This is a genomic window from Ruegeria sp. CJ2, assembly GCF_056536745.1.
The window spans coordinates 1-12721 of sequence record NZ_JBQFQF010000001.1 but is presented as its reverse complement, the minus strand read 5'-3'; the positions used below and the strand labels follow the sequence as shown (position 1 = coordinate 12721).

At 59.6% G+C, this 12721-nt stretch carries 16 protein-coding genes; 4 read left to right on the top strand and 12 right to left on the bottom strand.

Annotation, left to right across the window (positions count from 1 at the left end):
- Positions 1-30: 30 nt before the first annotated feature.
- Positions 31-714 carry a DUF1045 domain-containing protein gene (locus ACR0MS_RS00080; protein WP_480567602.1) on the top strand — a complete coding sequence of 228 codons (684 nt, stop codon included), beginning with the start codon at positions 31-33 and terminating at the stop codon, positions 712-714.
- Here ACR0MS_RS00080 and phnN read toward each other — a convergent pair.
- Genes phnN through phnG form a run of 7 tightly spaced genes read right to left on the bottom strand, consistent with a single transcriptional unit; the run spans position 696 to position 5689 of the window.
- Positions 696-1244 (bottom strand): phosphonate metabolism protein/1,5-bisphosphokinase (PRPP-forming) PhnN, encoded by a 549-nt coding sequence (phnN, locus tag ACR0MS_RS00075; RefSeq protein ID WP_480567600.1) that lies wholly within the window; start codon positions 1242-1244, stop codon positions 696-698. The two genes, ACR0MS_RS00080 and phnN, sit on opposite strands and share 19 nt — an antisense overlap.
- Positions 1241-1924 carry a phosphonate C-P lyase system protein PhnL gene (gene phnL / locus ACR0MS_RS00070; RefSeq protein WP_480567598.1) on the bottom strand — a complete coding sequence of 228 codons (684 nt, stop codon included), beginning with the start codon at positions 1922-1924 and terminating at the stop codon, positions 1241-1243. Before phnL ends, phnN begins: the two co-directional genes overlap by 4 nt.
- A 12-nt stretch (positions 1925-1936) precedes the next feature.
- The gene (gene phnK / locus ACR0MS_RS00065; RefSeq protein WP_480567596.1) at positions 1937-2707 is read right to left on the bottom strand and encodes a phosphonate C-P lyase system protein PhnK; all 771 of its coding nucleotides are present in this window, start codon (positions 2705-2707) and stop codon (positions 1937-1939) included.
- The gene (locus ACR0MS_RS00060) at positions 2704-3564 is read right to left on the bottom strand and encodes an alpha-D-ribose 1-methylphosphonate 5-phosphate C-P-lyase PhnJ (RefSeq protein ID WP_480567594.1); all 861 of its coding nucleotides are present in this window, start codon (positions 3562-3564) and stop codon (positions 2704-2706) included. The genes phnK and ACR0MS_RS00060 overlap by 4 nt, the downstream gene beginning before the upstream one ends.
- Positions 3561-4652: a carbon-phosphorus lyase complex subunit gene (locus tag ACR0MS_RS00055; protein WP_480567592.1), complete on the bottom strand. Its 1092-nt coding sequence runs from the start codon at positions 4650-4652 to the stop codon at positions 3561-3563. The genes ACR0MS_RS00060 and ACR0MS_RS00055 overlap by 4 nt, the downstream gene beginning before the upstream one ends.
- A gap of 3 nt (positions 4653-4655) precedes the next feature.
- Positions 4656-5231 (bottom strand): phosphonate C-P lyase system protein PhnH, encoded by a 576-nt coding sequence (gene phnH, locus ACR0MS_RS00050; protein ID WP_480567590.1) that lies wholly within the window; start codon positions 5229-5231, stop codon positions 4656-4658.
- On the bottom strand, positions 5231-5689 hold the full coding sequence (phnG, locus tag ACR0MS_RS00045) for a phosphonate C-P lyase system protein PhnG (RefSeq protein WP_480567588.1): 459 nt from the start codon (positions 5687-5689) through the stop codon (positions 5231-5233). Before phnG ends, phnH begins: the two co-directional genes overlap by 1 nt.
- A gap of 103 nt (positions 5690-5792) precedes the next feature.
- On the opposite strand from phnG, the gene phnF reads away from it, so the two are divergent.
- A complete protein-coding gene (gene phnF / locus ACR0MS_RS00040) occupies positions 5793-6503 on the top strand; it encodes a phosphonate metabolism transcriptional regulator PhnF (protein ID WP_480567586.1) in 711 nt (236 codons plus the stop codon).
- 51 nt (positions 6504-6554) lie between these two features.
- Here phnF and ACR0MS_RS00035 read toward each other — a convergent pair whose 3' ends face one another.
- The 5 genes from ACR0MS_RS00035 to phnC all read right to left on the bottom strand — a co-directional run bounded on the left by ACR0MS_RS00035 (position 6555) and on the right by phnC (position 11301).
- Positions 6555-7184: an LbetaH domain-containing protein gene (locus ACR0MS_RS00035; RefSeq protein WP_480567584.1), complete on the bottom strand. Its 630-nt coding sequence runs from the start codon at positions 7182-7184 to the stop codon at positions 6555-6557.
- A gap of 26 nt (positions 7185-7210) precedes the next feature.
- Positions 7211-8566, bottom strand: coding sequence for a phosphonate ABC transporter, permease protein PhnE (gene phnE / locus ACR0MS_RS00030; protein ID WP_480567582.1), 1356 nt, complete (start codon positions 8564-8566; stop codon positions 7211-7213).
- Complete coding sequence (phnE, locus tag ACR0MS_RS00025) at positions 8563-9444, bottom strand: phosphonate ABC transporter, permease protein PhnE (RefSeq protein ID WP_480567580.1); 882 nt, start codon at positions 9442-9444, stop codon at positions 8563-8565. The genes phnE (ACR0MS_RS00030) and phnE (ACR0MS_RS00025) overlap by 4 nt, the downstream gene beginning before the upstream one ends.
- A 69-nt stretch (positions 9445-9513) precedes the next feature.
- Positions 9514-10416, bottom strand: a complete 903-nt coding sequence (phnD, locus tag ACR0MS_RS00020; protein WP_480567577.1) for a phosphonate ABC transporter substrate-binding protein — start codon at positions 10414-10416, stop codon at positions 9514-9516.
- A 63-nt stretch (positions 10417-10479) separates the two neighbouring features.
- Positions 10480-11301, bottom strand: a complete 822-nt coding sequence (phnC, locus tag ACR0MS_RS00015; RefSeq protein ID WP_480567574.1) for a phosphonate ABC transporter ATP-binding protein — start codon at positions 11299-11301, stop codon at positions 10480-10482.
- Between the two features lie 166 nt (positions 11302-11467).
- Between phnC and rpe the strand changes: the two genes are divergently transcribed.
- Complete coding sequence (rpe, locus tag ACR0MS_RS00010) at positions 11468-12154, top strand: ribulose-phosphate 3-epimerase (RefSeq protein WP_480567572.1); 687 nt, start codon at positions 11468-11470, stop codon at positions 12152-12154.
- Between the two features lie 136 nt (positions 12155-12290).
- Entirely contained in the window at positions 12291-12509 is a 219-nt protein-coding gene (locus tag ACR0MS_RS00005; RefSeq protein WP_480567570.1) for a hypothetical protein, read from the top strand.
- The last annotated feature ends 212 nt before the right edge of the window (positions 12510-12721 follow it).

Sequence of the window (12721 nt, the reverse complement as noted above, 5' to 3'; positions counted from 1 at the left end):
TATTGGGAAGGCCACGCATAGGAGGCCAATGTGACATTCACGCGATACGCGATCTATTTTGCGCCCCCGGCCGAGGCCGGTTGGACGAGGTTTGCGACCCAATGGCTGGGTTGGGATATGGAAACCGGACAGGCCGTTGCGCATCCGGACATCGCCGGGGTTGACGTGTCCTCGGTAACGGAAGTTCCACGCAAATACGGGCTGCACGCGACGTTGAAGCCGCCGTTTCGTCTGGCGCAGGGGCAGTCGTTCGAAGGTTTGCGCGCGGCCTGCGCCGATTTTGCGGCCACACGCGCGCCCGTGGTGCTGGACGGACTTGAAATTGCGCGTCTGGGCCGGTTTCTGGCCCTTCGCCCGGTCGGAGATACCACCGGCCTGAACGCTATGGCGGCAGGTTGCGTGCGGGAACTGGACGCGTTTCGCGCACCGGCGCCCCAAGCTGAATTGGACCGTCGGCGCGGCGCGGGTCTGACGCCGGAACACGAGGCAAATCTCGTGCAGTGGGGCTATCCCTACGTGATGGAGGCATTTCGCTTTCACATCACGCTCAGCGGGCGATTGGACAAACCAACGCTGTCCAAGGTGCAAAATACGCTTGAAGACCGGCTTGCGCCCTTGCTGCCAAACCCGTTTCAGATCGAGGACTTGGCCCTTGTGGGCGAGACTGAGGATGGGCGTTTTCACATGATCCATCGCTACGCTCTTTCCGGTTGAAGCCGGGTCAGAATGGTATCAATCGTCTGATCCAACGGGCCGGAATTATCGACCTCAAAGACCTGCGCAAGGCCCGAGGGCAAACTGGTTTCGGCGCGCGCCAGACGCCGTTCTTGTTCGACTGCACTCTCGCGCGCCCGCGTTGCAAGTCGTTGGGCAAGAACCGCGGGATCGGCGGTCAGCGAGATCACGAGAAAATCGCCGAACACCTCCTGCGCCTGTAGCAAGACGGCACGGGACAGGTTCACAAGCACCGCATCCGAGGTCTGCCTGAACGTCTCGATCGAACGGGGCACGCCATATTTTAGCCCATGCGCCGACCAGTGCAGAATAAACGCATCTTCGGCCACCATGCGCTGAAAGGCTTCTTCTGTGACCCTATCAAAATCTTCGCCTTCTTCGCCTTTGGGCCGGGTAATCACGCGCCGCACTCTTAAAATTCCGGACGCACGCGCAACCAGCGCCTCCATCACGCTGTCCTTGCCCACCCCGGACGGGCCGACAACCGCTATGACAGGGGCGCGGGTCATGCGGCCTTGCCCGGCGTGAAACCTGACACGTCGATTTCCCGATCACACACGCGGCTGCGCGCTTCGACATCGTGAAAGATACCAACGATGGCTGCGCCGCGCGCCTTGGCTTCCTCGATCAGCGACAGCACGGTCTCACGGTTCTGCGCGTCCAGTGAGGCGGTCGGCTCGTCCAGCAACATCGCGGGATAGGTGTGCGCAAAGCCGCGTGCAATATTCACGCGCTGCTGTTCACCGCCTGAAAAGGTCGTTGGACTAAGCTGCCAGAGCCGTTCGGGTATGTTCAACCGGGCCAGCAACGCGGCCGCCCGATCCAGCGCCACCCGCTTTTCGGTTCCGATTGCAAGCAACGGTTCCGCCACCACTTCGAGCGTTGGAACGCGCGGAACAACCCTTAGGAACTGGCTGACATATCCCAGCGTATCGCGCCGCAGCGCCAAGATCTGGCGCGGCTCTGCCTGTGCCACATCCAAGCCACCGACCAGAACCTGCCCGGACGCCGCCAGGTAGTTACCGTAGATCACCCGCATCAGGGTCGACTTGCCCGCACCGGACGCCCCTGTCAGCGCGACGCATTCTCCGGGCGAAACTTTGAGCGTCGCGCCCTCCATCACTGGAATGACCGCGCTGCCCTGATTGTGCAGGGTAAAGCTCTTGTTCACACCGATCAGTTCAATCATTGCCTTATTCCTTCAAACCTGCAGCACGCTCGAAACAAGCAACTGCGTGTAGGCATGTTGCGGATCGTCCAGAACCTGATCGGTCAAACCCGCCTCGACCACGTGGCCGTCCTTCATCACCATCAGCCGGTCCGCCAGCAATCGCACCACGGCCAGATCATGGGTGACGATGATGGCGCTCAGCCCCATCTCGCGGACCAGACCGCGCAACAGGTCCAGCAGCCGGGCCTGAACGGACACGTCCAACCCTCCTGTCGGTTCGTCCATGAACACCAGCCGCGGGCCGGTCACCAGATTGCGCGCGATTTGCAACCGTTGCTGCATCCCGCCCGAAAACGCCGTTGGGCGGTCATCGACGCGGCTGCCGTCAATCTCAACACGACCCAGCCAATCAATCGCCCGGTCGCGGATCTGACCATAGTGACGGTCGCCGACGGCCATCAGGCGCTCGCCAATATTGCCACCGGCACTGACGGACATGCGCAGCCCGTCGCGGGCGTGCTGATGAACAAAGGCCCAGTCCGTCCGGCCCAGCATCCGCCGTTCGGGTTCCGACATGGTCACCGTATCCACCGGTCCGTCCGCGCGCGTATCAAAAATCACCTGACCCGCGTCAGGCTCCAGATGACCGGCCAGACAATTCAGCAAAGTCGACTTGCCCGAGCCACTTTCACCGACGATTCCCATGACCTCGCCCGGGTAAAGATCAAAACAGACACCCGAGCACCCGATCCGGGTTCCGTATCGTTTCTCGATGTCTTTGACTTGTAGCAGAGGGGTCATGCTGCAACCTCCTTGGTCATGCGACCTGAGTGGCCCGCCTCACGCCGGGACCGACAGTAATCGGTGTCAGAGCAGACGAACATCCGGCTGCCCGCATCATCGGTGATAACCTCGTCCAGATAACTGTCTTCGGCCCCACACAGATCACAGGGGTGGTCGGCCTTTGTCGCTTCAAATGGGTAATCCTCGAAATCAAGAGACACGACCTTGGTGTGTGGCGGTACGGCATAGATACGCTGTTCGCGCCCTGCCCCGAACAGTTGGATCGCGTCCATCTCAAGCTTGGGGTTGTCGAATTTCGGGATCGGAGACGGATCCATCACATATCGCCCCGACACCTTCACCGGATAGGCGTATGAGGTTGAAATCGCCCCATGCTGGCTGATGTCCTCGTACAGTTTCACATGCATCAGCCCATATTCTTCAAGACTGTGCATCTTGCGCGTCTCGGTCTCGCGCGGCTCCAGAAAACGCAGGGGTTCCGGGATCGGCACCTGATAAACGAGGATCTGATCCTCGCGCAGCTTGGCCTCGGGGATGCGGTGGCGGGTTTGGATGACACTCGCCTTTTCGGTTTCCTCGGTGGTTTCGACGCCTGCCGTGTTCTCAAAGAACTTGCGGATCGAAACGGCGTTCGTGGTGTCATCCGCGCCTTGGTCGATCACCTTGAACGTGTCATCCGGGGTCAGCGTTGCAGCCGACACCTGCACCCCGCCCGTGCCCCATCCATAGGGCATCGGCATTTCACGGCTGGCAAAAGGAACCTGATAGCCGGGCACTGCCAGACCTTTGAGGATGGCACGGCGGATCATGCGCTTGGTCTGTTCGTCCAGATAGGCAAAATTGTATTCGCTCATTCCGCTGCCTCCTTTGGTGTGATGCGCTCTTCGGCCTCACGACGCAGCTTTCGGACCAACTCCAACTCGGACTGGAAATCCACGTAATGCGGCAGTTTGATATGTTCGAGGAACCCTGTGGCCTGAATGTTGTCCGCGTGGCTCAGGACAAATTCCTCGTCCTGCGCCGGGGCGCCCAGGTTGTCCTCGCCCAACTCTTCCCAGCGCAGGGAGCGGTCGACCAAAGCCATCGCGATGGACTTGCGCTCGGACTGACCAAAGACCAGCCCATAACCCCGCGTGAACTGAGGTGGTTCGGTCTTGGAGCCTTGGAACTGGTTGACCGTTTCGCATTCCGTCAGTTCAACCTCGCCAATGTCGATGGCAAAACCCAGTTCCGGGATGTCCATCTCAACCGCGACTTTGCCGATGCGCAATTCGCCGACAAACGCGTGATTACGGGCGTATCCGCGCTGGGTCGAGTACGCCATGCCCAACACGAACCCCTCATCGCCGCGCGTCAGGGATTGAAGCCGTAACGGACGGTTGGACGGAAATTCCATCGGCTGCCGGGTCAGATCGTCAGGGGTTTCATCGCTTGCGGGCTCATCCTGAATGATCCCCTCGCCTTGCAGAAATTCCGTAATATGCGGCGTCGGCTCATCGCGCGGCGCACCCTTCGGCGCATCGGAAACCTCCCCCTCAGCCGCCAGTTTGAAATCCAGCAAACGGTGTGTGTAGTCGAAGGTCGGCCCCAAAACCTGTCCGCCCGGCGCATCCTTGAAGGTGGCAGAGATTCGTCTGTCGCACGCCATATCCTCCGTCGCGACCGGGTTGGAATACCCGAACCGGGGCAAGGTTGTTCGGTATGCACGGATCAGGAATATCGCCTCGATCAGATCGCCCCGCGCCTGCTTGATCGCCAAGGCCGCCAGATCGGGGTCGAACAGAGACCCCTCGGCCATGACCCGGTTCACGGCCAAAGAAAGCTGTTCGCGGATTTGCGCGATGCTCAACTCGGCCACTTCCGTTGACCCCCGGCGTTCCTCGGCCAGCCAGGAATGCGCATTTTCGATGGCCTTTTCACCACCTTTGACGGCAACATACATCGCTTATCCCTCCGACCGGATTGTCGTACTGCGCGGCAGGGCGGCAACCTCACTGCCGCAGGTGAAAAAGAAATCACAGCCCAGCGGGAACAAGGACGAATTGGCCTGCAAAGCCGGGATATCCGGCAGGGACAAATGCGCCGTATCCTTGATCCCCGGACCACTGAGCGTTGCGCCTGCGTTGACCAATTCAGCGCATTCAACGATCAGGGTCGCAGAGCGGTCCGGGTATTCGGACGTTCCAATCCGATAGGCCGTCAGCGGCCCAAGATCCTGCCACGTCCCTACGGCGAAATCCGCCTCGGCAGCGCCCGTGACTGGGGCACCTGTATGAAATATCAGCCACTGGCGCACGGCGGGTGTATCGGCTGCCCCGGCCAGATGAACTTTGGTCTCAGGATCGCAAAGCGTCAGCAATAGCGTACCTGCGGCAACAGACAGCGGCTCGGGCGGCAGTGCGCCGATCAATGATCGTATCTCGCCCGGACGGGCCATCGCTGTCATGGCCGCCCGAAACGCGTGCGCGGCCTGACTGGGCGCATCGTTGAAACCGCCTGCGAACTGGGGTTGCGTGGTCATCAATCCTCTCCCCGAACCAGAGCAAAGAACTCTACCTTTGTGGCGGCAGCCTTTGCCGCGCGGCTGGTTTTTGCGACCTGCATGATTTCGGTCAGAGGTTCGATCACCTGTGACCGGACCTTTTCTGCGGCGCCGGTTTGCATCAACGCGTCGATCAGCGCCGCGATTTCCGCCTTCGATTTCGATCGGCCCTGCACATATCCATGCCCGACCGTCCCGTCATCCAGCGCCAGCGAACAGCGCGTGACGGTCATTTCCCCAAGGTTGAAGGCCGCGCCGGTTCCACCTGCGCGCCCCCGCACCATGACCCCGCCCACTTCGGGTCGACGAAGCCACTCAAAACTGGGGTGCAGGTTGCACTCGCCCCATTTCGCCATCAGCGCCTCGGACGGCACGCGGGCCAGCAGACCCATCCATTCCTTGCGCGCGATATCTTCTGTTTTCATCTGATCCGCCATCAAACCCTCTTGGCCGGGTTGTCTATATGCACTATACAACTAGACAAATATTACACCCGACCGGAGCGACTCGCAATCCGGGATACTGTGAAGATTTGGTGACATGAGCAAAACTCCGGTCTGGAAAAGCATTGCGTTGAGCCTGACGTCGGACATCGCCGAGGGGCGGTACAAAACCGGCGATCAGCTTCCGACCGAGGCGCAACTGGCCTCGCAGCATGGCGTCAACAGGCATACCGTTCGGCGCGCATTGTCAGACCTGTCTGAACAGGGATTGGTGCATTCAAGGCGCGGCGCGGGTGTATTCGTGACCGCGCGTCCGACGGATTACCCCATCGGAAAGCGCGTCAGGTATCACAAAAGCATCTCAGCCAGCGGCAAAATCCCGGGAAAGAAGATCCTGACGCTCACCACCCGAACAGCCGACGAGGCCGAAGCCGAGGCATTGCAGCTTGAGCCGGGCGCAACGGTTCATGTCTACGACGGCCTGTCCTTGGCCGACGGCCAGCCCATTGGCCTGTTTCAAAGTGTATTTCCAGCGGACCGCCTGCCCGATATCCTCGTGGCTTTGTCCGAGACGCAATCGGTGACAAAAGCCCTTCAAGTGTGCGGCGTGCAGGATTACACCCGAATCTCAACCCGCCTGACGGCGCGGGCTGCGACGGCCACACAAGCCCTGCACCTCCGCCTGACCGAAGGGGCACCAGTTCTGTTTTCCACGGGAATTAACGCCGACACAAATGGCGTACCCGTGGAATTTGGCCGGACGGTGTTCGCGGGGGACCGCGTGACGCTCACCTTGAACGAGGACTGACCAGAAATCAGTGCCGGCCTGCATCAACAGCAGCAGCCAAGGTCGGCAGTATCAGCAGGCGGGAACGCTTTCGTATTTTTCCAAAAACGCCTCAGACCCCAGCGCGCGAAAATCCGGCAGCGCGGCGCGAAGGCGCGCATTGTCCCAGTCCCACCAAGCAAGGTTCATCATCCGCTCGGCCACGGCCTCGGGATACCGGCGTCGGATCGGTTGTGCCGTGACGCCACCGACGATTGTATAGGGCGCGACGTCTTTGGTGACGATTGCGCCCGAAGCAACGACTGCCCCGTGGCCGATGGTGACCTCGGGCTTGATGATTGCCGCATGCCCAATCCACGTATCGTGCCCGATTGTCGTAACCCGGCTGGCGCGATGAGCAAACCATTGGGCGTCATCCTCAGCATCATCCCAATAATCGGCCGACCGATAGAGAAAATGGTGCAGAGAAGCCTTCTCCATCGGGTGATCTGTTGCCCCGATCCGGGTAAAGCTGGCTATGTTGGCAAATTTCCCGATCTCGGCATTGGCAATGTCACAGGTTCGGTCACAATACGAATAATCTCCGACCACGGAATTCGCGACCCGCGTCCCCGCTCCGATCTCGACATATGCGCCAAACGCGCTGTTTGAGATTGCGCAATCGGGGTGAATGAAAGGTTGGTCCGAACGAAGACGCGCCATCTTTTGATCCTTCTGCCTGTGCCAATTCAGCCTGCTTTGACGGGCTTCGCCTTCTTACGTTTGGGCGCAGTTTCCCCCTGGATCAGACGCCTGCGCAACCAGCCCGAGAACCAATCCATCAGCATGACCATCAGGATGATCAGGACGATGTAATAGGCAACCTCTTCCCAGTCTTTTTGCGTGATGATCGCTTGGGTCAGCAGCAACCCGATCCCGCCACCCGTGATGGCACCGATCACGGTCGCGCTGCGGGTGTTGGATTCAAGGAAGTACAACAACTGACTGAGCAGAACGGGTGTCACCTGCGGGATCACGCCAAACCGATATCGCTGGGGCGCGTTGGCCCCCGTGGACTGGACGCCTTCAATCTGCTTTTGATCGACGTTCTCCAACGCTTCCGAGAAGATTTTGCCGAAGGTTCCGGTATCGGTCACCAGAATGGCCAGCGCGCCTGTCAGCGGACCGGGACCAAACGCCCGTGCCAGCACGACGGTCCAGATCAAGGCGTCGACACCGCGGACAAAATCGAACACGCGGCGGGTCAGAAACCGAACCGACCTCAGCGGGTTGAAGTTGCGCGTTGCAAGGAAGGCAAGCGGCAACGCGACCATGCCTGCACCCAATGTGCCGAGGAAGGCCATCAGGATCGTCTCGAAGATCGCCCAGGCCACGTCCTGATGCCGCCACATCTTGTTGGTCCAGAAATCATTCAGAATCGCGCCCGCCTCACCATTTGCGGCCAGACCGACCAACTGCGGGAAAGACTTGCCGTAATAGGGGCTGTCGAGGGTGAAAAAGAACAACTCCCACCCGGTGAAATACCGAAACACTTCCGAGCGGTTCCGCGTCACCGTCAGGCGACCGGCATCCGTCGTGATTGCCATCCGGTTTTTCGAAACATTGATCCAGTCCGGCACATCGCCTGCAGGCAATTCGGCCTGAACGCCCGCTGAACGGGTCGGCGTTGCGCGCACGGTGCCATAGCCGGGGATGTCGTATTCGACGGTCTCGGGGCCGAACCGCACGACGTGACCGTCCTCCAGATCAATCACTGTGGTTTCACCCAGCGTAACCCAATCTGGCGCGTCGCCCTCGGGATAGGCCCCCTTGCGCTCGCCTTCGATCGCGGCCGAGACTTCACCGGTACGATTGTCACGCTCGATATGTGTCTTGTAGCTGTAACTGTCGGCCACCAACGTCTTGCCGTTGTCCCAGTTCGCGCGCTCGGCCAGGCCGGGTACGTCGAAGGCGAAGAAAACGTAGATCAGATAAGCCAGCACCAGCGACGGCAGGCCGAAATTCACAAGACGTTTGCGGCTGAACAGATGGTCCGCTTCGGCCTTCAACTCGTCGATGGTCAGGTTCGTGGCGAAGGTGCTCATGCCCGCGCTCCTTTCTCGGATCCGTGGGTCAGACGATCACGCAGATGGCCCGAGATTTGGTCAACGACGACGATGGTGACAAACAGCAGCAGGAAGATCGCGGCGGCCTCATCATAGCGCCCCTGCCCCCACGACATTGAATTGCGCAGCTCGTACCCCAGACCGCCCGCGCCGACAAAGCCCAGAATGGCCGAGGCGCGGATGTTGATCTCGAACCGCAGCAAGGCATAGCTGACATAGTTCGGCCCGACCTGCGGGATCACACCCAGATACATGCGCTGCGACCAGTTGGCGCCAACCGAATGCAGCCCTTCAACCGGCTTCAGCGAGGCATTCTCGTTCACTTCGGAAAACAATTTACCCAGCGCCCCCGCCGTATGGATGGCGATGGCGATCATCGCCGGAACCGGACCGCCGCCCAGAATGAAGATCAGGACCAGGGCGATCACGATCTCGGGGATTGCGCGGCAGATATCGGCAATACGCCGGAAAAGCGGGATTAAAGCAGGCCACAGCGCCATTCCACGCGTAGACATCAGTGCCAGAAAAGTCCCTGCGATGGTCCCGATCAACGTGGACGCAGCCGCAATGTTGATCGTCTCGACCAGCGCCGGGAAGAATTTGACCAGATTGGCAGGCAGCGCGTCGATCTTTTCCCACGCCTCTGACAGAACTTCGGCGGGGTAGTCAAAGATACGGTGCCAGCCGTCCGCAAAACTGCCTGCGTTGCGGTCATCGGCGGTGCGAAACCCAGCGGCCATCAACGCCACGAAAACGATCAGAAGAATACCACCATAGACCCGCTTGCGTCGTGTCATCACGGTATAGTCGGCCCGGATCTGATCGATGGCCGTGGACCCTGCGGTCAGGTCTGTCATGGAATGCTCCTGAGTGGAAAAACGGGGCCCGGTTTCGACACCGGGCCCCGGTCTTTGGGGTATGCAGGCTTAGTTGGACTTCAGCTTGCGCGCTTCGATGATGATCTCATAGGCGTCGTGGGTGATCGGCTCGAACGCCTTCGCTTCACCTGCGGCAACGCCGTAGAAGCACTCGCGATCTTTCTCGGCCAGACCTGCCATCAGAGCGGTCATCTTCTCTTTCACATCCGCAGGCAGTGCGGTGCGCAGAACAACCGGGCCTTCGGGGATCGGCTTGGACTTCCAGATCTGGACCATGTCGTTCATGTCGACCAGACCGGCATCAACAGCACGACGCAGCGCGCCCGACTGATACCCGTCTTCCCAATCGCCCAGACCGTCAGCCCAGGTCACGCCGCCATCGACATCGCCATTGTTGACGGCAACGATGGTCTGCTCATGACCACCGGTGAATTTCACTTCACCGAAGTAGTCGCCCGATTCCATGGTCGCGCCAGTGGCGGCAGGAATTTCGATCGACGGGATCAGATAGCCAGAGGTCGAGTTCGGGTCGCCAAAGCCAAAGGTTTTACCCTTCATATCGTCCAGCGAGGTGATGCCGCTGTCTTTGCGGGCAAAACCGATCGAATAGTAGCCATAGCCGCCATCGGTGTTGACCTTGACCAGAACCGGCTCAACCGCTTCGGGGTCGGACAGATAGGTCTTCGCATAACCCGAGGCACCCAGCCACGCCATGTCGATGGTGCCGCCCAGCAATCCCTGGATCACGCCGTCATAATCGGCAGGCGCGAACAGCTTGGTTTCCACACCCAGCGCGTCTTCGGTGTATTCACGCAGGCATTCATTGTTGTTCAGACGGTCCTGAGCGTTTTCACCGCCCAGAATACCGATGCGGAATTCGTTGATATCCGCAGCCATGGCTGGGGCGGCGATTGCAGTCGTCGCAACAAGGGCAGCAATCAGTTTTTTCATCTGTCTCTCTCCGGTTTGATATGCCGGCCTTTCATCGGCCGGTCGATGAAAGGGGGGATCGGCTCAGACGGTTGCTTCCGCTTCCATCAGGGCCTTTTGAGTCGCATCCAGCGTCTCAATCTCGGTCGATGTCGCCTCTTCCGAGAAGCTGGCATCGGCTCCGTAAATCTCACGCGCGACGCCGGTGGTCAGTTGTTCGGGCAGGCCGTCAAACACGATACGCCCGTCGCGCATCCCGACGACGCGGTCGCAATAGCGGCGCGCGGTGTCCAGCGTGTGCAGGTTGGCAATCACTGTCCGGCCATCCTCTTCATGGATGCGGCGCAGCGCCTGCATCACCACCTGCGCGTTCATCGGGTCCAGCGAGGCAATGGGCTCATCCGCCAGAATAATGCTGGGGTCCTGCATCAGCGCGCGCGCAATGGCGACACGTTGCTGCTGACCGCCCGACAGCGCTTCGGCCCGTTTGGGCGCGTGTTCGGCAATGCCCAAACGGTCCAGAATGTCGATGGCGCGATGGATATCCTCCATCGGAAACAGGTTGAACATGGTGGCCAGCGTCGAATGACGGTTCAGCGTACCGTGCAATACGTTCGAGACCACATCCATACGCGGCACCAGATTGAACTGCTGAAAGATCATCGCGCAATCTGCCTGCCATGCGCGCTTTTCGCGGCCCTTCAATTTGGTAACGTCGCGGCCTTCAAAAATGATCTCACCGTCGCTGGCATCTGTCAGGCGGTTGATCATGCGCAAGAGGGTGGATTTACCTGCGCCCGAGCGTCCAATGATGCCGATCATGCACGGTTTATCAACGTCCAGCGAAGCAGCATCCACAGCCGTATTTTCGCCAAAGCGTTTCGTCAGTTTTTCAATTCGCAGCACAAGCCACCCCCAAATGTGTTGGCGGCTAGCTAAAGACGGTGTTCAACGGCTGTGTGTCGGTTGGGTGAAAGTTTTGTAACGCAGCGCTCGCTGCCGTAAGCTCTACCCTTCCCCGCATATCGCAGGTATACGCGAGCCGACTCTATAACCTGACACGAGGCCAAACATGTCCTTTGACCGCAGCATCAAAATCGCTCCGTCGATCCTGTCTGCCGATTTTGCCAACTTCGGCGCCGAGATTCAGGCGATCGAAGCGCAGGGCGCAGATTGGGTTCATGTTGACGTGATGGATGGCCATTTCGTGCCAAACCTCACCTTTGGTCCCCCCGCCGTCAAAGCGTTTCGCCCACATGTGAAAACGGTGATGGACGTGCACCTGATGATCACGCCTGTTGATCCGTATATCCAAGCCTATGCCGATGCCGGAGCGGATATCCTGACGGCTCATATCGAGGCTGGCCCGCACACGCACCGCACGTTGCAGGCCATTCGTGCCGCTGGCATGAAGGCCGGCGTTGCCCTCAACCCCGGCACCTCTGCCGAGACGGTCGAGCATTTGCTGGACCTGACCGATCTGGTCTGCGTGATGACCGTGAACCCCGGTTTTGGCGGACAGAAATTCATCGACCTGACCGAAAAGGTGCGTCGCCTGCGCCAGATGATCGGTGACCGCCCCGTCCACATCGAAATCGACGGTGGTGTGGACCCGAAAACGGCCCCTCTGGTCGCGGCTGCGGGTGCAGACGTTCTGGTTGCGGGATCTGCTGTCTTCAAAGGCGGTTCGGTGTCTCAACCGGACGTTTATGGGGACAACATCCGAGCTGTTCGCGCAGCGGCAGAAGCTGCGCTTTGATCAACAAACCTTGGCCCGGCCGAAACGCTGGGCCATTGCACCAGACGCACAGCGGATATGACCGGGCGGGCCTAGCTGCCAAAAGCAAGCGCGCGTAGATTGTATTGGTTCAATCAAAACGCAACGAAACGCTCTTATGCCCAAATCCACCGTTTACCGCCCGCAATTCCTCAGCCCTGCCGCAGTGTGGCAACTGCTGAGCCGTCGCATCCGTTCCAATCTGCGCAGTCTTTCTGAAACCAGATCGGCAATCCGCAGAATCCGCGCCTATTGGCTGATGAATGATGCCGAACTGCGCGCGCGCAGCCTGAAACGCGAAGATATCGTTCGATTGGTCTTGGCTGGCGTTATCTAAGCCGATCAGAGGCTTTATTCTCTGCAAAGGCGGGTTTTTCTGTCTGTGACCCGATCCAATCCAAGCAAAAAGGCCGCCCCCTTTGGGACGGCCTTCTCTAATTTATCACCGTGTTGCTCTCGGCAGATTTTCCTTTGGAAAATCGCCTGCCGCAACCAGGCGTGGCAAGCGCGCCTTACTCGATGATTTTCGACACACTTTTTTGTGCGGCT

What these genes read in the sequence shown, in the direction of transcription:
- phnE (WP_480567582.1), bottom strand. Translation starts at nt 8,566, where the DNA reads ATGAGCACCTTCGCCACGAACCTGACCATCGACGAGTTGAAGGCCGAA.
- phnK (WP_480567596.1), bottom strand. Translation starts at nt 2,707, where the DNA reads ATGACCCCTCTGCTACAAGTCAAAGACATCGAGAAACGATACGGAACC.
- phnL (WP_480567598.1), bottom strand. Translation starts at nt 1,924, where the DNA reads ATGATTGAACTGATCGGTGTGAACAAGAGCTTTACCCTGCACAATCAG.
- phnE (WP_480567580.1), bottom strand. Translation starts at nt 9,444, where the DNA reads ATGACAGACCTGACCGCAGGGTCCACGGCCATCGATCAGATCCGGGCC.
- phnD (WP_480567577.1), bottom strand. Translation starts at nt 10,416, where the DNA reads ATGAAAAAACTGATTGCTGCCCTTGTTGCGACGACTGCAATCGCCGCC.
- phnH (WP_480567590.1), bottom strand. Translation starts at nt 5,231, where the DNA reads ATGACCACGCAACCCCAGTTCGCAGGCGGTTTCAACGATGCGCCCAGT.
- rpe (WP_480567572.1), top strand. Translation starts at nt 11,468, where the DNA reads ATGTCCTTTGACCGCAGCATCAAAATCGCTCCGTCGATCCTGTCTGCC.
- phnG (WP_480567588.1), bottom strand. Translation starts at nt 5,689, where the DNA reads ATGGCGGATCAGATGAAAACAGAAGATATCGCGCGCAAGGAATGGATG.
- ACR0MS_RS00005 (WP_480567570.1), top strand. Translation starts at nt 12,291, where the DNA reads ATGCCCAAATCCACCGTTTACCGCCCGCAATTCCTCAGCCCTGCCGCA.
- phnN (WP_480567600.1), bottom strand. Translation starts at nt 1,244, where the DNA reads ATGACCCGCGCCCCTGTCATAGCGGTTGTCGGCCCGTCCGGGGTGGGC.
- phnF (WP_480567586.1), top strand. Translation starts at nt 5,793, where the DNA reads ATGAGCAAAACTCCGGTCTGGAAAAGCATTGCGTTGAGCCTGACGTCG.
- ACR0MS_RS00055 (WP_480567592.1), bottom strand. Translation starts at nt 4,652, where the DNA reads ATGTATGTTGCCGTCAAAGGTGGTGAAAAGGCCATCGAAAATGCGCAT.
- ACR0MS_RS00035 (WP_480567584.1), bottom strand. Translation starts at nt 7,184, where the DNA reads ATGGCGCGTCTTCGTTCGGACCAACCTTTCATTCACCCCGATTGCGCA.
- ACR0MS_RS00060 (WP_480567594.1), bottom strand. Translation starts at nt 3,564, where the DNA reads ATGAGCGAATACAATTTTGCCTATCTGGACGAACAGACCAAGCGCATG.